Source organism: Staphylococcus sp. MSU001, assembly GCF_052976705.1.
Genome location: NZ_JBRIKK010000012.1, coordinates 1 through 20356 on the forward strand (window position 1 = coordinate 1; position 20356 = coordinate 20356).

Sequence of the window (20356 nt, forward strand, 5' to 3'; positions counted from 1 at the left end):
GTATAAAATGGAGCGGGTGATGGGAATCGAACCCACAACATCAGCTTGGAAGGCTGAGGTTTTGCCATTAAACTACACCCGCATGTAGATATAAAATTCAATTTGGTGCGGCCGAGAGGACTTGAACCTCCACGGGATTAACTCCCACTAGGCCCTCAACCTAGCGCGTCTGCCATTCCGCCACGACCGCTGGCAAAACGCATAATTAGAATTTAATTATCGAGAACATTAACTATTGTAAATGCTTTGTTAGGTTTTGTCAATAATAATTTAACTTTATATTAATAAAATTAATTAGCACTTAATATTAGGATCTCTTATTAAGACAACGATAACTATAATATATCACAACAATTACATTGTCAATGCTTTTACACCCTATAATTTAAATTTTGTTTGTAACATTATGCACAAGACGAATTATATAGCATTACATCGTAAATCGTTCTACAATATTATCTTAAACTTCAATTAACAAATACAAGTATGTTCTTTTAAATTTTTTTACTACCATAACGTAAGTCAAAGTTAACTAAAAATACTTTTATATGGAGAATAGTAATATAAAAATGTGACATCATCATATTCAAATCATCAGTTATTACTTTACAATTAATTAAGACACCTAATAATAAATTTGTTAGACAACAATTATCAAACGTATAATTTATGATTGTTATCATTTCAATTTTCAGTATTAAATCAAAAACTGTGAGATAATTTAAAGGTTTCTCAATGATTCAAAATAAAATTACATATCTGTTACATCTTATTTTAATAATTGTTCGCCTAACTCGGCTACTTTTTAAATATATCTTCAAGACATAACATAGAAAAACCTGAGACATTATAAATGGCTCAGGTTAAATTTATATAGGATTAGTACAAGTACTCTTTTGTCAATTTTAACAACCTATTTTCAAAACAAAATGGTGATTTAAATTCTATCACTTTCTTGTTTGAAGAAGTTTTAAAATACCTCCACATCGTCCACAGCGCATTTTTTCCAGATTCACACGCTTTATACGAATAAATTCTTGTTCACAATAGATGCATCTATATTTATAATTAGCTCTATCTTGATAAGATTCTGTCGGAGTACAAAATCTAGGTGCTCCTACTTTAGCGCTCAAAATTTTGAATGCTTTATCACGATGTTGATATCCTTCACCAGATAAATGAAGAAAATAATGACACAGTTCATGTTTTATGATATCAATGACAGCTTTTTCTCCAAACATTTCATACTGTTTTGGATTTATTTCTATATTATGACTACTTAATATATACCTACCACCAGTGGTACGTAAACGCTTATTATAATATACCTCGTGCTTAAAAGCTTTGCCAAAATATTTTATCGCTATACTTTCAGTAAGGCTTTGTAATGCTAAATTATTCATTTGGGTCAACCATTGTCAATGAAACTTTGCCTTTATTTTCATCTATATCTAAAATCCAAACTTCTACAATATCTCCTACACTTATCATATCCATTGGATTTTTAACGAATTTCTTAGATAATTTTGATATGTGTACTAGCCCGTCTTGTTTAACACCGATATCTACAAATGCTCCAAAGTCAACAACATTTCTTACTGTGCCATTCAATTTCATGCCTTTAGATAAATCTTCAATCGATAATACATCTGACTTCAAAATAGGTGTTTCAAATTCATCTCTTGGATCTCTATTAGGTGCAATCAATGATTGTATTATATCTTTTAATGTAGGCTCACCAATATTTAATTGAGACACAAGAGTTGAAATATTAACATTTGATAACGTGTTTTTGAGTTTAACGGAACCTATATCTTGTGCAGTTAAATCTAATTGATGAAGCATGCGATATGCAACATCGTAACTTTCAGGGTGTATTGCAGTATTATCTAAAGGTTCTTTACCATCAACAATTCTTAAAAAACCAATACTTTGCTCAAAGGTTTTTGCGCCTAAACGTTTAATCCTACTAATTTCTTTATGATGTTTTATAGGTCCGTTTTCTTCTCTATAATCAATAATATTTTGAGCAATAGTTGATGTGAGACCTGATACATATTGTAATAAGGATTTAGAAGCAGTATTCACATCCACACCAACTTGATTGACGGCAGTCTCCACTACAAACGTTAAAGCCCTACTTAAATCTTTTTGATTGACATCATGTTGGTACTGTCCTACTCCTATAGATTTAGGATCTATTTTAACAAGTTCACTTAAAGGATCCTGAACTCTTCTACCAATTGAAACTGCACTTCGTTCTTCTACTTGAAAATCTGGAAATTCTTGTCTAGCAATTTCTGATGCTGAATAAACTGATGCGCCAGCTTCATTGACTATGATAAATTGTGCTTGAAGTTGATATTTTTTTATTACTTGAGCTACAAATTGTTCAGTTTCTCTACTAGCAGTACCGTTACCAATCGCTAAAAGTTCAATATCATAGTCACTTATCATCTTGACTAGTTCTTTTTCTGCTGACTCAATTTTTGATATTGGTGGATGAGGATAAATAACACCTTTAGCAATAAAGGTACCAAATGGATTGACGACAGCAAGTTTGCACCCTGTTCTAAATGCTGGATCTACTCCAAGAATTTGTTTACCCTTCATTGGTGGTTGTAGTAATAAATTTCTAAGATTTTCACTAAATACATCTATTGCATGAGATTCTGCATTTTGTGTTAAATCTCCTCTAATTTCTCTTTCTATTGAAGGAAGAATTAATCGCTTGAGACTATCCTGAATAGCCTCTTTAATAAACGGAGTTGCCTCATTTTGAGTTTTTATCTCAACATTTTCTATTTCTCTTTGAATACGTGTCGTATCAAAATCAATTTTTATTGATAATACTTTTTCTTTTTCTCCTCGATTCATCGCCAAAACACGATGATTTGCAATACGTTTAATTGGTTCATTGTAATCATAGTACATAGAAAATGTTTGTTTCTCATCTTCGGCTTTTTTCTTTTTCGAGGAAACAATTAGTCCCTGATTATAAACATCTTTAAGTATTTTAGAGCGATATTGAGGATTATCCGAAATACGTTCAGCTATAATATCTTTAGCCCCTTCTATTGCATCTTCAATTGTAGTCACTTCATCATTTAAGAATAATCGGGCTTTATCTTCAATTTTTGAATCCAATTTTGATTGTGAAAACCAGTCTGCTAAATCTTCTAACCCTTTTCTTTTAGCTTCAGTTGCACGTGTTTTCTTTTTTTGTTTATATGGACGATACAAATCCTCAACTCTTTGTAGCTTCGTCTGTGTTAATATGTCTTGCTTTAATTCTGAAGTTAATAGACCTTGTTGATCAATATTATGTATTACCTCTTCTTTACGTTTTTGAAGATTTAACATATAGTTATATTCATCATTGATTTGTTTAATTTCTACTTCATCAAGTCCACCTGTAGCTTCTTTACGATATCTCGCTATAAATGGAACCGTATTGTTTTCTTTCAACAATTTTAAAACTGCTTTAATTTGTTTTTCCGAAAATTGATATTTACTTACAATTGTTTCAATTAAACTGTTATCCATTTGTTTTTTCTACCACGCTTTTCTTTAAAATTACTTATTTATCTTAACATAATAATTAAATTTGATTTTCTAGCGCTTTATTTTAATCAGAGTGCCTAGTAAAAATAGAGGTATAATTCAAATTGATAAAATTCATTCGAATAGTATCAAACGTTTCATATAACTAATACTAATTTTTAATTTTATCAAACCTTACAAATACAAATATAAGAAAACCTGAAATGAACTATTTTTTAAATTCATTCCAGGCTATTATAACGGATTTAATTACCAACACTGTTAACAACTCGTTTATTGTCTTGCAGCTTCTTGTAATTTTTTTACTGCAGTACGTTGCAAACGTGAAACATGCATTTGACTAAGACCAATTCTTTCACCAGTCTCTTTTTGGCTAAGACCTTCAATAAAAGTACATTGTATGATTTGTCTTTCTCTCTCCGACAAAATAGGTAAAATACGCTCTAATATCATACGCTTTTCCGTTAAATCATAATTATCATCTTGTTGTCCCATAATATCTAATAATGTAACTGTCGAACCATCTTTATCTGCTTCTATAGAGTGATCCACACTCAGGGCATTGTAACTCTGACCCATCTCCATCGCTTCCAAAACTTCTTCATCTGAAACTTCTAAGCGTTGTGCGATTTCACTAATAGATGGTGAACGTTCAAGTTCATTTGTTAATTCATCACTAACTTTTTTTATTCTTGGACCGATTTCTTTAATACGTCTAGGTACATGAACACTCCATGTTTTATCTCGTAAATATCTTTTAATCTCACCAATAACTGTTGGTACTAAGAAGGCTTCAAACTTACGATCAAATGATAAGTCAAATCTATTAATAGCACCTATTAGACCAACCATACCCACTTGAACTAAATCTTCATGATGTGATTGTCCCTTAGAATATTTATAAGCTAAAGATTCAATTAGCTTACGATAATGTTTTACTAATTTATCTTGAGCTAGGCTATCTTCGTTTTCTTGATGTTGTTTAATCCATTGGTTAATTTGTTCAGGTGATACTTCACTAGCTGATTTCGACTCTTTCGCCATTATTTCGCACCTGCTCTTTTTTTATATACTTAATCATACTGATTGTTACACCAGATTCTTTATAAACAGTAACTTCATCCATTAAAGACTCAATTAAAAATAATCCCAGACCACCCTCACGTAGAAAATCAATATTTTCGTTATCATTATATGGACCTAAATGTGATTTTGTAGCTTCATAATCAAAACTTTCTCCTTGATCTGAAATAACGATTTTAATTCTATCATCAAATATTTCAAAACAAAGATTAATCATACCTGTTTCAGAATTTTTTTTATATGCATGTTTAACCGCATTGGTCACCGCTTCACTCACTGCTATTTTAGAATCCTCTATATCATCGTAAGATGCGCCAGCTCTTGAAAATACCCCTGAAAGCGTCAAACGTATTAAACTTACGTATTCTGCAGAAGCTGGCAACCGCATTTCAATATAATCTTGTGTAGATTGCATGTTATTCTACCTCCGTTCCTTCATTAACATGCATTAAATCTTTTAACCCTGTAATATCAAACAATCTACCTATCCGCTCTGAGACACCTAAGATATAGAGATTTTTATCATTTTGATTTAATGCTTTTAATGTGCCTACGAATAAACCGAGGCCTGTTGAATCCATATAGCTCACATTAGCTAAGTTAACGTGAACATCATGTGTTCCTTCTTGTCTCATTGGTACTAGTACCTCTTCTAATTCAGGTACAGTATATACGTCCAATTCTCCACCAACTTTAACCTCATAAAAATCATCATGAGTTATTGTTTCAATATTTAGATTCATTTAATACACTCCTAGTCTTTATCAGATGTTTTTATCCTACATATGTACTCAAAATTACCTATACCCTACATGAATTAAATTTAATCTACATTTTATAATTTAGTTTACTCTTTTTATAATTAAAATAGTCATATCATCTTTTCTCGCAGGATTTTGTAATTTTAAAATAGCTTCGTAAATAATTTGCACAATATCCTGTGGATGCATATGCTTATATTTTTGAATTAAGTCTAACAACTTATCTTTATCAATAAAATTCCCCTCTACATCACGTGCCTCTGTGACACCATCAGTAAAAATAATGATTAAATCATCAAGGTAAATAGGAATCTCTTGTTGGCTGTAACGTGTTTTGGGGCTCACACCTAGAACTCTTCCTCGCACACCAATTTCCTCAAACGCTTCAGTTTCTGCGCGATATATATAGCCAGGTTCATGCCCAGCTGAGCTACAGTATAGAAGATGATTCATCTCTTCATACAGCCCATAAAACATTGTGACAAACATATTTTGGTTAACGTTCTTTTCAACAACACGGTTCAAACGCTTCAAACCATCACTAGGAAGTTGTGAATGTCCATAAGCATCCATGCCAAATTTTATCATACTCATAGCTAAAGCTGCTGGAATGCCTGAACCTATAACATCTGCCACAGCAAAACTCATTGTGCCATCTTTATGATCAATAAGATTAAAATAATCCCCACTTACTTTTTGTGCAGCAACAGATATCACTCCTATTTGAATGCTATCAAATTGTGGAATATCAGCTTTCAGCATAGTCTGTTGAAGTCTTGAGGCTAAATCCATTTCTTTATCGTGGACTTGAAGCTTATTAACAAGTCTTTGGTAATCTCGATAACTGTATCCAAATCCTTTAACGACTTCTTGTAACACATTGAGCGTTTCTAAAATATCTTCTTCTGTTAAATCTAATGTATTAATATAATCTTTATGTATCTCAACTATATCTTCAGGTAAAACGTCTTTCTTTATAACTTCATTTGTGAATGCTTCACATTTCTTAATTAATAATGTTTTATTGTTAGTTATTAAACTTTCTTTAACAAGGGCTTTATAACTTTTTGTGAATTCTTCCACTAAATGTGCCTCCTTACTTCCACTTCAATATCCCATCAGTTTTATAAAAATACGAAACCTTTATTTACTTTCTGCGAATAGCATAATTTTTGGTGTTAAAACTTTGTTGATAGCTAAAAAAGACTTTAGGAATGGATAACCTAAAGCCTTAAAAACTCAAGACATCCTTTTATAATAAATACATTTTCATAATAACTATAGTGATACGTCTTAAATCAAAGATAAATAGACATACCGACACCTATACGAGTGTTTAAATATCCTAATATTACTTAAACACTTAATTATTATAAAGTTATTGCCTTTTATTTCAATATTTTTTTATGTTTACTACATATATTTATTTAAGATTTATGATGATCAAAGTTATTTAATCCCAAACTAATATCTAAGGCATTATCAACCTCTATCATTTTACTATCTGATAAAAATGTTAATTTTTCTTTTAAACGCTTTTTATCTAGTGTTCTAATTTGTTCAAGAAGAATAACTGAATCTTTATCTAATTTATACTTTTTCTTTTCAATTTCTACGTGGGTTGGTATTTTCGCTTTATTAATCCTACCAGTAATCGCAGCTACAATTACAGTTGGACTATATTTATTACCAGTATCATTTTGAATGATAACTACAGGTCTTACTCCCCCTTGTTCAGACCCTTGAACTGGTGATAAATCCGCTAAATAAACATCTCCTCTTCTAATCATTCATTCTTGGAATTAGATATTAAATGTGATTCGTTGCAATCACAAGCTTCACACTCTATCGGGAAAGCTTCTGTTGCTAGGGAGAGGTTTAAATCGGCCATTTGTGCATAACCTTCTTTTAAAGATTGTTCAAGACTGTGGTTTCTATTTTGATTAAAAGATAACATGAAAAGAACCTCCATCTGATTCCAAAAGTTGTTATATTAGCATCAATTTAGTTTTATAATAACAAATTTCCTAATCAGTGACTATACTATTTTAACAATTCGTTTGTAACCTCTTCATTATTATCATAATAATATATTCTTGGAAGACGTCTTGATAAATTACATAATACTTCGTAGTTAATTGTACCTTGTTTATTCGCTACTGCTTCAGCTGATTGTGGTGAATCAACATGATTATCCATAAGTATTACTTTTTCACCCGTTTTTACATGAGAAGGAACCTTAACTATCATTTGGTCCATACAAATACGTCCAATGACTTCACATTGATTCCCGTTAACATTGACGAACGCACCTTGCATCGATCTTAAATATCCGTCGGCATACCCAATAGGTAAAATTGCAATTGTCATTTCTTCAGCAGCAGTATATGTACGTCCATAACTAACAGTTTCACCAGCTTTTAGCGTTTTGACTTGAACCGTTTCTGATACTAACTGCGCACTCGGTCTTAAATGAACTTTTACATTATCTTTAACATATTCTGAAGGATAGTATCCATAAAGAGAGATTCCTAATCTTATTGCATTACAAAATTGACCATCCATGAGTAGTGATCCAGCAGAATTTTGACAATGAATATAGATTGGTTTCTCAACTTGATTAACCATCTCTTTGAACAAAGTATATTGTTCGTTCATAGAACTTTCAGGTTCATCTGCACTCGCAAAATGTGTGTAAACGCCTTCAAAAACTAAATGATTTCTTTTATTAATTAGGTCAACCACTTCTTTATATTCATATATATCTTTCATTCCAATTCGGCCCATACCAGTATCTAATTTTACATGTAGCCATAAATTTTTTTGGTTATCATCAGGAATTTGCTTGATAGTTTCCTTCAACCATGCTTTAGAAGGTACTGTTAAAGCAACACGATGCTGTATAGCCTTCTCAATGTCTTCTGTTGGAACAACACCTAAAACTAATAATTTAGCATCAACTCCATGCATTCTTAATTCTATTGCTTCATCAAGTGTAGCCACCGCAAAAAATGTTGCACCATGACGCATTAAATGTTGTGCTATTTTCACACTTCCTAATCCATATCCATTAGCTTTAATAACTGAAATGACAGTTTTATTAGCGTGTAATTGATTGAAATTTTGATAATTTGCTAAAATTGCATCTAAATTCACATTTAAATATGTTGCTCTATAAAACTTCTCTGACATATACATGTCCTCCTTGAAACTACTTACTTTATCTTATTTCTGATGATTAAAAATTCTATCTAATTTTCATTCGTTTTTTTCAAGAATAACTTGACTCATAGCATAATTCTCAGTATGTGTAATACTCACATGTGTATCAAAACCAGGATAATCAATACATGGTTTACCTAGTGCATCGTTGTAACAGTTAATATCCTGAAACGATACTGATTTCCCCAACCCAGTACCTAAGGCCTTACTAAATGCCTCTTTCACAGTAAAGCGACCAGCTAAAAATTCTAACCTACGTTGCTCATGTGTATACTGATTTAATTTGTCCCTTTCCTCTATAGTAAGTATTCTTTCAATAAATTTTGTTTGATTCTGAAGATTTTTAATTCGTTTAATTTCTATTAGATCTATACCTATTCCATAAATCACTTGTATCGCCTCTTTAGTATATCATCAATAATCTTTTATCAAGTCTTTAATATATCATCGTTTATTTTTTCTGATGAAGCTACATTTGTCGTTATTGATTTTTGTTGTTTAATTTGTTTTTTTAATCTTTGTGCTTCTCGAATATCTATCAAAGCTATTTCAGAATTCCCCCCAGCAGTTGATAAAGACAGCGAAGCGAGTTGGAACTTTCTCATGATAAATCCCTCAACAATATCTATATTTTGTATTCTAAAGTATGGGATGACGTGCACATCTATAAAAATGATACCTTCTCTAATATGTATTTCTTTATCATCTAAAAAATATCTAAGATGTTTAAACTTAAACCAAGGCACTAGAATCATGAATAAAATACAAACTATTGTAGTTAAAATTATTGCTCCAATTATTAAATTTTTAGTATTAATAAAATGGAATTTTAATTCATTAAGCAATATTAAAATAGACAATGCTATCACTAGTAAAAGTGTCCAAAAAGCACCACTAATTCTCATTACTTTAATACCATTTTGGTGCATATATTTATAAGACTTCATGAGTATCACCTTTCATGTACCAATTTTTGAGTTTAAGAACATTATCTACTTCACTAAACTTCAAGCCAATATTTTGCCTACTACTACCTTTAGCAATAACAAATTGAAAATTTGCGAGTTGGCTTCTTTCAAGAAAGGGATGTTGACTAATAGCCATTCCTAAGACTTTTTCTTTTTTAACATAAAATCTCTTAATATTTAATATAGACGCTTTTTGTACAACTAGCTCTGATTCGCTAAAAGAAAAACCACTAAAACGTGTATAAAGTATAGCGTAAACAAAAAATAATGAGATTGGTAATAAAGCTATAATTAAAGACCATAAAGACCACATATACCATCCAATAATGCCCATACCAATAAGACACAAGGAAGGAATTAAAAAGTGACGATGAAATCCTTTTAAAGGCATACCAATTTTAGCATGATTAAATGTCATCTCAGGAACTAAAGGCCTAATCACTTTATATGCCTCTTTTCTTGGAATAAACGGTAAAATCATAATTCTTCCGTCATTATCAGTGGGTTCCCCTTCAGTGGCATCTATATCGCTTGTAATATAGAAATGTATAGATGTATAACCAAATAATTTTCGTATAAAAGATTGATGTTCAAGTATACCTTGCAGTCGGTCAGTTGGTACAGTGATATTTTTCTTCGTAAATAATCCATATTGAATTTTAAGTTGATGATTTTCTTGAATAACTCGATATCCATAAAACTTAATTAAGTACATGACAGTTCCGATTATATAACTTAATAATAACACTAGTATGACAATAAAAATGACAATGAAATATATCGTTTTAAATACTGAAGATATTTCTTCACCAAATTTATCCCATGGAATAACACTTGAGAGACTGCCAATAATAGGGGATAGCGTCACAAAAGCAAGCGCTATAGCTCCACTTGTCATAGACATAAATAATAGTTGCTTAAAAGGCATTTTAAATATGGCATATTGGGGCTTGGCATGTTGCTGATATGTCTGAGTATGGTTCTCTTCATTTAACTCTTTAGCTTCTTGATTTACCTGGTTATTCATGCGTTCTTGAATAGATTGCAATTCTTGTTCAATAACTTCACTTTGCTTTTTTGAAATTGTCCCTAACTCTATGCCATCACTAGGTGTTTTAATGATGAGTTCAACACCGCCAACAATCTGATTAATCAAACCTTGAGACGTATCTGCAGATTGTATGCGACTAATATTAAGTTCTTTTCGTTCCTTATTAAAAACACCAGTAGTTAATATAAAATGATCCTCTTCAATCCAATATCGTGTATTATAAACCTTAATAATATTATGAATGAAGCCGATAGAAAATATCAAAGTCATTATACCTGGAATAATATAAGACGAAAAATCATCATATTTAAAATCTTTTATATTAAATAAAAAGATGATAATTACAATGAAATTTGATTTAATCACACTAATCAAACCATCAATATAAGAAATTGGATGTAGCTTTTGCGGACTATACATCGTCATTGGCACCTCTCAATCTCAATAGTATTTGTTGTTGAATATTTTGTGCTTCTTTCTCAGATATTATTGGAAATGAGATTGTATGACCTGCAGTAAATAAAGTTACAGAATTAAGATTTAATTTTTTTGATAACGGATTAGTTCCAATATCAATAAATTGTATTCTCTCTATTTTGCTTAATTCTTCTTTCTTAAAAATAAATAATCTTTTTAAAATGACAAAATCTTCGTGAATTTTATAATAACGATATCTATATTTAATTAGTGGAGATATACAAGTGTTTAAAATCGATAACAAACCTAGCCCAAGAAAGATGTATGATGTAAAAGGCCACCAATGATTTAAAAAACTAAAATACAAAAGTAAACTGAATATTATAAGCAAAATAAATAAACCTATACAACTAGTGATGTAATAGTACTTTAGCGCTTGGATTGGACTTCTATGAAACGTACTATCATTTTTCATAAATGTACTCCTTTTCAAGATTTACCCACATTATAGCATAGTGATAATAAAGTCTAAAAAATAACAGCGACCAATATTTCCAATGTATTATTTATTAAAAAATAATTTATTTCCATACAAAAATGAAAAAATTCATATCGACACGTCACACCTAATATATAATAAGATTTATGCTCAATACATATGTACTTTTTAATCCGTATAAATAAAAATGCCTGAGACAAAAAATATTATCTCAGGCTAGTTAATTAATTTATTTTTGGTGATCTGCAAATGTGCGACCTTTTAGTGATTGATTACCACTTTTTTGTTGCTTATCTCTACGGTCAAATTTCTTTGAATTTTTCTTTTTACTTGATTGACCTTTAGAACCTTTTGATCGTCTATTTTTATTATCAAACTTACCATTACCACGTTTATGATTACTTCTTCTAAAACCGCCTTTACTACTGCGATTTTTACGTGCTAACGGTTTTTCAAATGTTAATTGTACTTCCACTTCATCGTTAGCTTCTACAAGTTCTTGAAGTAAAGAGGCTACTAATTCTGTACTATCATATTCTTTAAGTAATTCACTTGATATTCTTTGTAAACGCGGCTCGTTCTCTCTTGACATCCAGTTTTGAACTCTATCTTTAATATCATCTTCACGCGCTTTAAGCACCTCTTTACGATGTGGAGGTCTTAATGCTTTCATTCGACGATTATTGACATCTTCAATTTGTCGAATATAATCCATCTCAATTGGATTTACAAAAGTAACTGCAATACCTTCTTTTCCTGCTCGACCGGTACGTCCAATACGGTGAGTATAACTTTCTGTATCTTGAGGGATATCAAAATTATAAACATGACTCACACCAGAAATATCAAGACCACGTGCAGCAACATCTGTAGCAACTAAAATATCTATTTGATCGTTCTTAAATTTCTTCAATACTTCTAGACGTTTCGCTTGGGTAATATCGCCATGTAAACCTTCTGCTTTGTATCCTTTAGATAATAGCGCGCTTGTTAATTCATCTACGCGGCGTTTAGTACGACCAAAGACAATCGCCAATTCAGGCTGATGAACATCTAAAAAGTTTGTAAATGTATCAAATTTCTCTAATTCTTTAACGATTGTATAATATTCATCAATTTGAGGGTCTGACATTTCATTATTCATTGTCTTAATTATTTTAGGAGCTTTCATAAAATGCTGTACCAATTCTTGGATTGCTTTTGGCATCGTAGCTGAAAATAACATAGTTTGACGTTGCTCAGCTGGAATTTTATCCATAATAAATCTCATATCATCGATGAATCCCATATTCATCATTTCATCTGCTTCATCTAAAATAAGCGTGTGAATTCCCTGAGTTTTAAGTGTACGACGATTAAGATGATCAATAACTCTTCCTGGCGTACCTACTACAATTTGAGGGCCTCTTTTTAATGCTTTAATCTGTCTTTCAATAGGCATACCGCCAAAGACTGTAACAACTTGTACTTTTTGACCTTTACTGAACTCTCTTAATTGCTCAGCTACTTGCATAGCAAGCTCTCTCGTTGGCGCAAGAATTAATGATTGAACACCCTGTTGGCCTACAACTTTCTCAATTAAAGGTATACCAAACGCCCCTGTTTTCCCAGTACCAGTTTGGGCTTGTCCAAGGATGTCATCTCCTTCTAACGCGTAAGGGATGCTATCTTTTTGGATAGGTGTCGGTTCTTTAAACCCCATTGTTTCCAATGTTTGAACCGTTTTATCCGAAATCCCTAGTTCTTTAAAATTTTGCAAAATAATTCTCCTTTTACGTGTATATTTCTTAATATGCTTTTTTACATATATGGTCACTTATGTTTTATCAACTTCTATATAGTACCACCTTAAAAATATTATAGCAATAAAGCAATTTCACACATTTACTGTTTTCAATGTAATTCATCAAACAATTTAACTTTCAAAAAGGTCGTGCAATATGTAATGTAAGCGTTTTGCATAATTTACTAAAAAAATAAAAGCATGCGTTGAAAGTAACACCCAAATTAATTTACAGATGCTCATTCATTGCATGCTTTAAAATTAGATTTTATATTACAACAATGCGTCAACAACTTCCTCAAGCTTCATACCCCGTGAACCTTTAACTAAGACTTTGTCCTCTGGTTTAACTTGAGATATTAACGTCTGAATTAACTGTTCTTTTTGATCAAAGTGTTTTGCTTCTTTAACAAAAATTTTACCACTATCATGGATATAACTGGCTTCTTTACCAAATGTATATAAAACATCTATATTTTTATCTTTCAAATATTCACCAACTTGTTTGTGCATCACTTGACTATTAGGTCCTAATTCAAGTACATCTGCTAATATTAAAATTTTTCGACCTTTCATGACACTTAATGTATCAATGGCAGCTTTCATACTTGTTGGACTTGCATTATATGCGTCATTAATTACTGTTACATTATTTGATGATTCATGTCTTTCCATTCTCATAGCAGTTAATTGCACATTGTGAATATTATTTTGAATTATTGTTTCATTTAAGCCTAATTCATGTCCAATAGCAATTGCAATAGCAGCGTTTTTCATATTATGCGTGCCCAAAATTGGTAAATGATAATGTTCTTTTTGGTTGATAGTAAAATGAATACCTTCGTTTTTCACATCGTTCATATGACAAGTATATGTATTGTCTGAATTTAATCCAATGCTGATTAATTTCGCATCTTTAACTTGAGTAACATGAGGTTTTAATAAAGGTTCATCTCCGTCATAAATAAATATACCATTTGTTTTGAGACCAGTTGTTATTTCAAATTTAGCTTTTGCAATGCCTTCTCGCGATCCTAAATCTTGCATATGTGACTCACCAATGTTTGTGATGATCGCTATATCAGGTTGTGCGATGTTAGATAACAACTCTATTTGATGAAAACCTGACATTCCCATTTCTAGAATAGAAATTTCAGTGTCTTCATCAAGTTCTAGTAAAGTCAACGGCATTCCAATTTCATTATTATAATTTCCTTGTGTTTTCTTAACTTTAAATTCAGTTGATAATACACTTTCAATCATGTCTTTTGTGGTTGTTTTTCCATTAGAACCAGTGACCGCTATCACCTTAGGATTTACATGATTTAGATATGCTTTTGCCAATTGCTGTAAGGCTATTAAAGTATCTTCTACCCAAATAATAGGACCTTGGATCTCTTCAGAATACCTATTCTCTTTTTCACTAAAAACAGCTCCAGCACCATCGTTCAACGCTTGTGTAATAAAACGATGGCCATCAACATTCTCGCCTTTAAACGGTATAAATAACGACCCTTCGTTGATTTCCCGTGAATCAATTGAAACCCCATTTATTGTTTCTTTTAAATATTTTTCATCAATTTCACAATCTATCCAGTTTTTAATTTGCTCTAATGTGACGTTTATCATAACTAAAACCTCTAATAATCAATTTTATATTTATTTTTCTTTTTATCTTCATAACGTTCTTTAGCCAAATCAATCAATTTAGCAATTAAATCAGGGTAAGATAAGCCCATATTTTTCCATAAGTTTGGATACATACTATATGCAGTAAATCCTGGCATGGCATTTGTTTCATTGATATAAATTTGATTATCATCAGTAACAAAGAAATCTGCACGAACTAATCCCGAACAATCAGTAGCTTTAAAGGCCTCTAATGCCATGTTTCTTAATGTCATTTGAACATCTTGATCTAAATCTGCTGGAATATCTAATTTAATCTTACCGTCTTTATACTTTGATTTATAATCATAAAATGCTACATCCTTAACTACCTCACCAGGCCATGTTGTTTCGGGATAATCGTTACCTAAGACAGCTACTTCAATCTCTCTAGCATTAATTCCTTGTTCAATGACAAGTTTACGATCAAATTGGAATGCTTCAGCTATCCCAGATTTTAATTCTTCTTCATTGTTACATTTACTTATACCAACACTTGAACCGAGATTAGCAGGTTTTACAAATACCGGATATGTTAACTTATCATTAACTAATTTAATGATATTATTTTCATATTTTTCATACTCACTTCTTAAAAAGCTAATATAAGGTAATTGAGGTAAACCTCTATGCTCAAATAATTGTTTCATCACGAGTTTGTCCATTGAGCTTGAAGCAGCTAACACACCATTACCTACATATGGTATATCCAGTACTTCAAAAAGACCTTGGATAGTTCCATCTTCTCCATTTGGACCATGCAATAACGGGAACACTGCATCATATGATCTTCCTAAACTACCTTTACTGAGTAATTGTGAGATTTCTCCAGTTTCTACATCGTTAATGACGAGTTCGTCAGTATTTTTTATTTCTTGTGTAATATTATCTTTTTTCTTCCATTCACCATCGTTTGTTATATAAATGATATCAACTTGATATCGTTCTTTATCAATTGCGTTTAAAACATTTTGTGCAGTTAAAATTGAAACATCGTGTTCTGCACTTTTACCTCCAAAAACGATACAAATATTTTCTTTTGTCATTTCGTTTTCCTCCATTACAATTACAGTTCTTTTAGCCTTTTTCTTTGACGTAATTGTTTAATTGATCTTTTTATTTGCTACTTTAAGTTCATAACGACTTCTGAAACTTAATATTATCATATTTTGAAATTCAATTGCATTTGATAATCTAAATATAGAACTAAATTTTAGTGACAATTTGGGTCAATATACATATTTTTATTATGACTATTACATATTAAAAGTTAAAAAGGTGCTATCATTCTTTGATATTCTAGCAAATTTAAAAGAAGTCATGTAAAATTAATATATATTTGATTAGAAAATTTGAATGAATACCGATAATTAAAATATTGTAAAAGTATCTACAGCAATTTTGAAAAGTGATCCATATACATAAAGGAGTAAGCAATGAATTATTCTTCTCGTCAACAACCTAAACGAAACTGGTTACGTAAAGTCGACTGGATACTCGTACTAGTTATATCGCTATTAGCACTAACAAGTGTTATTTTAATCAGTTCCGCTATGGGTGGCGGACAATATAGTGCAAATTTCAGTATTAGACAAATCATTTATTATATTTTCGGAGCTATTATTGCACTTTTAATTATGATAATTTCACCGAAGAAAATTAAAAGTAATACTTATATTTTATATAGTATATTTTGCATTCTATTAATAGGATTACTTATTTTACCTGAAACTTCAATCACCCCAATTATTAATGGTGCTAAAAGTTGGTACAGTTTCGGTCCTATAAGCATCCAACCTTCCGAATTCATGAAAATTATACTTATACTTGCTTTAGCTAAAACGATATCTAAACATAACCAATTTACATTTAATAAGTCTTTTCAGTCTGATTTAATGTTATTTTTTAAAATTATAGGTGTATCCATTATACCTATGGCATTAATTCTATTGCAAAATGACTTAGGTACTACTTTGGTGTTATGTGCAATTATAGCTGGTGTCATGTTAGTAAGTGGAATAACATGGAGAATATTAGCCCCTCTTTTTATTGTTGCATTTGTAAGTGGCTCTAGTATTATATTAGCTATCATTTATAAACCATCCTTAATAGAGAGCCTATTAGGAATAAAAATGTATCAAATGGGACGTATCAATTCTTGGTTAGATCCCTATTCATACAGTAGTGGGGATGGATATCACTTAACAGAATCTTTAAAAGCTATTGGTTCTGGTCAATTATTAGGTAAAGGTTATAACCATGGCGAAGTTTATATTCCTGAGAATCATACCGACTTTATTTTTTCAGTGATTGGCGAAGAAATGGGCTTTATAGGTTCAGTATTATTGATATTACTTTTCTTATTCTTAATATTCCACCTTATACGATTAGCTAGTAAAATTGATAATCAGTTTAACAAAGTATTTATCATAGGATATGTATCGTTGATTGTCTTTCACGTGTTACAAAATATCGGCATGACGGTTCAATTACTACCTATTACAGGTATACCACTTCCGTTTATTAGTTACGGCGGAAGTTCTTTATGGAGTTTAATGACTGGTATAGGAGTAGTTCTTTCAATTTATTATCATGAACCTCAACGATATCAAATACCCGCATTATCTAAAAAATCTAATACAATTTAACCTATATAAAAAAGAGACACTATTCACATTGAACAGTGTCTCTCTTTTTTATATTAATTTAGATAATCAATACATAAAATATTATATTATCATGCAAATCATTTTAATTCATGACTTACTTGATTAGATGTAGGCAAAGTATTAATAATATCTAAACGAGATTTAGTTTTCTTAATATTCACACCCAATGATGATAATAATTTGACTACATTTTGAATCTTATCCTGATTCTTCACAATTATCACCTCGTTAGAAATAGCTTCATATCCATCATACCCTAATTACTTCTACTTTACTACATCATCCAAGAAATATTTTTAAATATTTCTAAAAGTTATAATAATTCAAAGAAAAAAACGAATTAAACACAATCCTTTAATTATAAAATACGAAATCCGCAATCGTAAATTTCTTTTTCAATGTTATTTAAATTTGCGGGAGTGTCAAATTCCACTCGAATCTCATTCATTTGGTAATCGATATCCACACTATTGATGCCTATCATCTTAGATAAATGATCTTTGAGCTGTTTCTCTTGTTCAGTTGTTTTAATACCTGAAACATGTATCAATCCTTTTTTCAATTTCATACCCTCTTAATCTTTTATTAATTTTTGGAATGTCACGAGCAATTCATCCATTGCTTCTTCTTGCGCACCGTCGTTTATTTTTTCCATAATACAACCCTTCATGTGATGATCTAGTAATTTAATAGCTACACTATTCAATGCTGAACGTGTTGCTCTAATTTGAGTTAGTACATCATCACAGTAAACATCGTCATCAATCATACGATTGATTGCTCTTACTTGACCTTCTATTCTATTTAATCTTGATTTTAAATTTGTTTTTATTTGCTCTGAGTGATGTGCACTCTCCATGTCTGCCATAAAGTCACCTCTGTTCATATTATATCGTATTATTCATAAATTCACTCGTCAATGATTCAGTTAATTAAATATCATCTCACCATGATATTCGTATTTCTTCATGCTATAATTATATTTAAAAATCACTGAAATGAAAACTGAGTGAGAATAAACAATCATAAAGGAGGTAACCTATGATAGAAGTCTTTACTATGGCACTTCATCAATCTAATATTATAATTAATATTTTATTAGTTAGTGCCTTTTTATTAAATTTAGTTTTTGCATTCATTATTATCTTCATGGAGAGGCGTACAGCAAATTCTATATGGGCGTGGTTATTGGTTTTAGTTTTTTTACCTTTAGTAGGATTCATATTGTATTTATTATTAGGTCGCCAAATACAGAGAGAACATATATTTAAACTCGCCAAAGAGGATAAAGTTGGTCTTGAAATGATTGTTGACGAGCAATTAGAGGCTTTGAAAAAGCAAGACTTTTCTAAGGGTAATCATCAAATTGTTAAATTTAAAGAAATGGTACAAATGTTACTTTATAATAATGCTGCTTTTTTAACAACTGATAACGATTTAACAATTTATACAGATGGTCATCAGAAATTCGATGATTTAATTAATGATATTAGACACGCACAATCATATATTCACATCCAATACTACATTATTCATAGTGATAATCTCGGAAAGCAGTTGTTACATGAACTAGAAAAAAAAGCTGAAGAAGGTATAGAAGTTAAAATGCTTTACGATGATATGGGCTCAAGAGATTTACGAAAGAAGGACTTAAAAAAATTTCGTCAAAGAGGCGGCCATGCTGAATCTTTCTTCCCATCAAAATTACCACTTATTAATTTAAGAATGAATAATAGAAATCACAGAAAAATAGTAGTCATTGACGGTACGATTGGATATGTTGGTGGTTTTAATGTAGGAGATGAATATTTAGGTAAATCTAAGAAATTTGGTTATTGGAGGGACACACACTTACGTATTAAAGGTGACGCGGTAAATGCCCTTCAACTCAGATTCATCTTAGATTGGAACTCACAATCAACTCGTGACAATTTAACTTATGAATCTCGATATTTTCCTGATGTTGACTCTGGTGGTACGATAGGCATACAAATTGCTTCAAGTGGGCCTGATGAAGATTGGGAACAAATTAAATATGGTTATTTAAAAATGATTTCTTCAGCTAAGGAATCTATATACATTCAATCACCATACTTCATTCCCGATCAAGCTTTTTTAGATTCGATTAAGATTGCAGCTCTTGGTGGTGTGGATGTTAACATCATGGTTCCTAACAAACGTGACCATCCCTTTGTTTATTGGGCTACGCTTAAAAACGTAGCGTCTTTACTTGAAGCTGGCGTAAATGTCTATCATTATGATAATGGTTTTCTACATTCAAAAACACTTGTCATTGATGATGAGGTAGCAAGTGTAGGAACTGCCAATATGGATAATCGAAGCTTTACATTAAATTTTGAGGTCAATGCTTTTATTTATGATGAAGGTGTAGCGCGATCATTAAAACAAGCTTTCATTAATGATATGAAATTATCTAACAAGCTCACTTCTGAAGCATATGCTAAACGAAATATACTAGTTAAATTCAAAGAAGGGATTTCACAACTACTTTCTCCAATTTTATAGAAATTTGCAAGAAGTGAACGCTTAACGACAGGTTCACTTCTTCATTTATATCTTCTTTAATGTAACAAAATATGTAGTATCATTAATTAAACCATTATAATGATGTCAAAGATATTATTAAATACTAAATGTTAAAAAATGAAAT

At 30.9% G+C, this 20356-nt stretch carries 21 protein-coding genes and 2 tRNA genes; 2 read left to right on the forward strand and 21 right to left on the reverse strand.

Features of this window, described 5'->3' with window-relative positions; genetic code table 11:
* Positions 1-8: 8 nt before the first annotated feature.
* The 18 genes from ACVBFA_RS06810 to ACVBFA_RS06895 all read right to left on the reverse strand — a co-directional run bounded on the left by ACVBFA_RS06810 (position 9) and on the right by ACVBFA_RS06895 (position 16062).
* Positions 9-82, reverse strand: a tRNA-Gly gene (locus ACVBFA_RS06810).
* Positions 83-103: 21 nt separating this feature from the next.
* A tRNA-Leu gene (locus ACVBFA_RS06815) sits at positions 104-190 on the reverse strand.
* Between the two features lie 757 nt (positions 191-947).
* On the reverse strand, positions 948-1403 hold the full coding sequence (locus ACVBFA_RS06820) for a SprT family protein (protein WP_002475018.1): 456 nt from the start codon (positions 1401-1403) through the stop codon (positions 948-950).
* A complete protein-coding gene (locus tag ACVBFA_RS06825) occupies positions 1396-3546 on the reverse strand; it encodes a Tex family protein (protein ID WP_126122646.1) in 2151 nt (716 codons plus the stop codon). The genes ACVBFA_RS06820 and ACVBFA_RS06825 overlap by 8 nt, the downstream gene beginning before the upstream one ends.
* A gap of 291 nt (positions 3547-3837) precedes the next feature.
* Positions 3838-4608, reverse strand: a complete 771-nt coding sequence (gene sigB, locus ACVBFA_RS06830) for an RNA polymerase sigma factor SigB (protein ID WP_002447754.1) — start codon at positions 4606-4608, stop codon at positions 3838-3840.
* Positions 4583-5062 carry an anti-sigma B factor RsbW gene (rsbW, locus tag ACVBFA_RS06835; RefSeq protein WP_002447755.1) on the reverse strand — a complete coding sequence of 160 codons (480 nt, stop codon included), beginning with the start codon at positions 5060-5062 and terminating at the stop codon, positions 4583-4585. The genes sigB and rsbW overlap by 26 nt, the downstream gene beginning before the upstream one ends.
* Before the next feature lies 1 nt (position 5063).
* A complete protein-coding gene (locus ACVBFA_RS06840; RefSeq protein WP_001829952.1) occupies positions 5064-5390 on the reverse strand; it encodes an anti-sigma factor antagonist in 327 nt (108 codons plus the stop codon).
* A 99-nt stretch (positions 5391-5489) separates the two neighbouring features.
* The gene (locus ACVBFA_RS06845) at positions 5490-6491 is read right to left on the reverse strand and encodes a SpoIIE family protein phosphatase (RefSeq protein WP_002496969.1); all 1002 of its coding nucleotides are present in this window, start codon (positions 6489-6491) and stop codon (positions 5490-5492) included.
* Between the two features lie 344 nt (positions 6492-6835).
* The gene (locus ACVBFA_RS06850; protein ID WP_002447757.1) at positions 6836-7198 is read right to left on the reverse strand and encodes a type II toxin-antitoxin system PemK/MazF family toxin; all 363 of its coding nucleotides are present in this window, start codon (positions 7196-7198) and stop codon (positions 6836-6838) included.
* On the reverse strand, positions 7195-7365 hold the full coding sequence (gene mazE, locus ACVBFA_RS06855; protein WP_001829931.1) for a type II toxin-antitoxin system antitoxin MazE: 171 nt from the start codon (positions 7363-7365) through the stop codon (positions 7195-7197). The genes ACVBFA_RS06850 and mazE overlap by 4 nt, the downstream gene beginning before the upstream one ends.
* Before the next feature lie 86 nt (positions 7366-7451).
* The gene (gene alr, locus ACVBFA_RS06860) at positions 7452-8600 is read right to left on the reverse strand and encodes an alanine racemase (RefSeq protein ID WP_447158797.1); all 1149 of its coding nucleotides are present in this window, start codon (positions 8598-8600) and stop codon (positions 7452-7454) included.
* Between the two features lie 66 nt (positions 8601-8666).
* Positions 8667-9020 (reverse strand): holo-ACP synthase, encoded by a 354-nt coding sequence (acpS, locus tag ACVBFA_RS06865; RefSeq protein ID WP_002447759.1) that lies wholly within the window; start codon positions 9018-9020, stop codon positions 8667-8669.
* 38 nt (positions 9021-9058) lie between these two features.
* Positions 9059-9577: a PH domain-containing protein gene (locus ACVBFA_RS06870; RefSeq protein WP_002447760.1), complete on the reverse strand. Its 519-nt coding sequence runs from the start codon at positions 9575-9577 to the stop codon at positions 9059-9061.
* Positions 9564-11069 carry a PH domain-containing protein gene (locus tag ACVBFA_RS06875; RefSeq protein WP_145450233.1) on the reverse strand — a complete coding sequence of 502 codons (1506 nt, stop codon included), beginning with the start codon at positions 11067-11069 and terminating at the stop codon, positions 9564-9566. The genes ACVBFA_RS06870 and ACVBFA_RS06875 overlap by 14 nt, the downstream gene beginning before the upstream one ends.
* Positions 11062-11541 carry a PH domain-containing protein gene (locus ACVBFA_RS06880; RefSeq protein ID WP_002447762.1) on the reverse strand — a complete coding sequence of 160 codons (480 nt, stop codon included), beginning with the start codon at positions 11539-11541 and terminating at the stop codon, positions 11062-11064. Before ACVBFA_RS06880 ends, ACVBFA_RS06875 begins: the two co-directional genes overlap by 8 nt.
* A gap of 253 nt (positions 11542-11794) precedes the next feature.
* Entirely contained in the window at positions 11795-13324 is a 1530-nt protein-coding gene (gene cshA, locus ACVBFA_RS06885; RefSeq protein ID WP_126122681.1) for a degradosome RNA helicase CshA, read from the reverse strand.
* A 297-nt stretch (positions 13325-13621) separates the two neighbouring features.
* Complete coding sequence (locus ACVBFA_RS06890; protein ID WP_002447764.1) at positions 13622-14977, reverse strand: UDP-N-acetylmuramoyl-tripeptide--D-alanyl-D-alanine ligase; 1356 nt, start codon at positions 14975-14977, stop codon at positions 13622-13624.
* Positions 14978-14988: 11 nt separating this feature from the next.
* Positions 14989-16062 (reverse strand): D-alanine--D-alanine ligase, encoded by a 1074-nt coding sequence (locus tag ACVBFA_RS06895; RefSeq protein WP_002458698.1) that lies wholly within the window; start codon positions 16060-16062, stop codon positions 14989-14991.
* A gap of 390 nt (positions 16063-16452) precedes the next feature.
* Between ACVBFA_RS06895 and ACVBFA_RS06900 the strand changes: the two genes are divergently transcribed.
* On the forward strand, positions 16453-17664 hold the full coding sequence (locus ACVBFA_RS06900) for an FtsW/RodA/SpoVE family cell cycle protein (RefSeq protein ID WP_002447766.1): 1212 nt from the start codon (positions 16453-16455) through the stop codon (positions 17662-17664).
* A 98-nt stretch (positions 17665-17762) separates the two neighbouring features.
* Here ACVBFA_RS06900 and ACVBFA_RS06905 read toward each other — a convergent pair whose 3' ends face one another.
* From ACVBFA_RS06905 to csoR, 3 genes are all read right to left on the reverse strand, one after another.
* Positions 17763-17900 carry an Lmo0850 family protein gene (locus ACVBFA_RS06905; RefSeq protein ID WP_001829949.1) on the reverse strand — a complete coding sequence of 46 codons (138 nt, stop codon included), beginning with the start codon at positions 17898-17900 and terminating at the stop codon, positions 17763-17765.
* A gap of 143 nt (positions 17901-18043) precedes the next feature.
* Positions 18044-18247, reverse strand: coding sequence for a putative copper chaperone CsoZ (gene csoZ / locus ACVBFA_RS06910; protein WP_002495676.1), 204 nt, complete (start codon positions 18245-18247; stop codon positions 18044-18046).
* Positions 18248-18259: 12 nt separating this feature from the next.
* Positions 18260-18553: a copper-sensing transcriptional repressor CsoR gene (gene csoR, locus ACVBFA_RS06915; protein WP_002458700.1), complete on the reverse strand. Its 294-nt coding sequence runs from the start codon at positions 18551-18553 to the stop codon at positions 18260-18262.
* A 173-nt stretch (positions 18554-18726) separates the two neighbouring features.
* Between csoR and cls the strand changes: the two genes are divergently transcribed.
* Positions 18727-20211 carry a cardiolipin synthase gene (cls, locus tag ACVBFA_RS06920; protein ID WP_002447769.1) on the forward strand — a complete coding sequence of 495 codons (1485 nt, stop codon included), beginning with the start codon at positions 18727-18729 and terminating at the stop codon, positions 20209-20211.
* Positions 20212-20356: the final 145 nt, after the last annotated feature.

Bases quoted from the DNA above. Each gene is read 5' to 3' on its own strand.
- ACVBFA_RS06820 (WP_002475018.1), bottom strand. From the start codon at position 1,403: ATGAATAATTTAGCATTACAAAGCCTTACTGAAAGTATAGCGATAAAA.
- ACVBFA_RS06825 (WP_126122646.1), bottom strand. From the start codon at position 3,546: ATGGATAACAGTTTAATTGAAACAATTGTAAGTAAATATCAATTTTCG.
- sigB (WP_002447754.1), bottom strand. From the start codon at position 4,608: ATGGCGAAAGAGTCGAAATCAGCTAGTGAAGTATCACCTGAACAAATT.
- rsbW (WP_002447755.1), bottom strand. From the start codon at position 5,062: ATGCAATCTACACAAGATTATATTGAAATGCGGTTGCCAGCTTCTGCA.
- ACVBFA_RS06840 (WP_001829952.1), bottom strand. From the start codon at position 5,390: ATGAATCTAAATATTGAAACAATAACTCATGATGATTTTTATGAGGTT.
- ACVBFA_RS06850 (WP_002447757.1), bottom strand. From the start codon at position 7,198: ATGATTAGAAGAGGAGATGTTTATTTAGCGGATTTATCACCAGTTCAA.
- mazE (WP_001829931.1), bottom strand. From the start codon at position 7,365: ATGTTATCTTTTAATCAAAATAGAAACCACAGTCTTGAACAATCTTTA.
- alr (WP_447158797.1), bottom strand. From the start codon at position 8,600: ATGTCAGAGAAGTTTTATAGAGCAACATATTTAAATGTGAATTTAGAT.
- ACVBFA_RS06870 (WP_002447760.1), bottom strand. From the start codon at position 9,577: ATGAAGTCTTATAAATATATGCACCAAAATGGTATTAAAGTAATGAGA.
- ACVBFA_RS06875 (WP_145450233.1), bottom strand. From the start codon at position 11,069: ATGTATAGTCCGCAAAAGCTACATCCAATTTCTTATATTGATGGTTTG.
- ACVBFA_RS06880 (WP_002447762.1), bottom strand. From the start codon at position 11,541: ATGAAAAATGATAGTACGTTTCATAGAAGTCCAATCCAAGCGCTAAAG.
- ACVBFA_RS06890 (WP_002447764.1), bottom strand. From the start codon at position 14,977: ATGATAAACGTCACATTAGAGCAAATTAAAAACTGGATAGATTGTGAA.
- ACVBFA_RS06895 (WP_002458698.1), bottom strand. From the start codon at position 16,062: ATGACAAAAGAAAATATTTGTATCGTTTTTGGAGGTAAAAGTGCAGAA.
- ACVBFA_RS06900 (WP_002447766.1), top strand. From the start codon at position 16,453: ATGAATTATTCTTCTCGTCAACAACCTAAACGAAACTGGTTACGTAAA.
- csoR (WP_002458700.1), bottom strand. From the start codon at position 18,553: ATGGCAGACATGGAGAGTGCACATCACTCAGAGCAAATAAAAACAAAT.
- cls (WP_002447769.1), top strand. From the start codon at position 18,727: ATGATAGAAGTCTTTACTATGGCACTTCATCAATCTAATATTATAATT.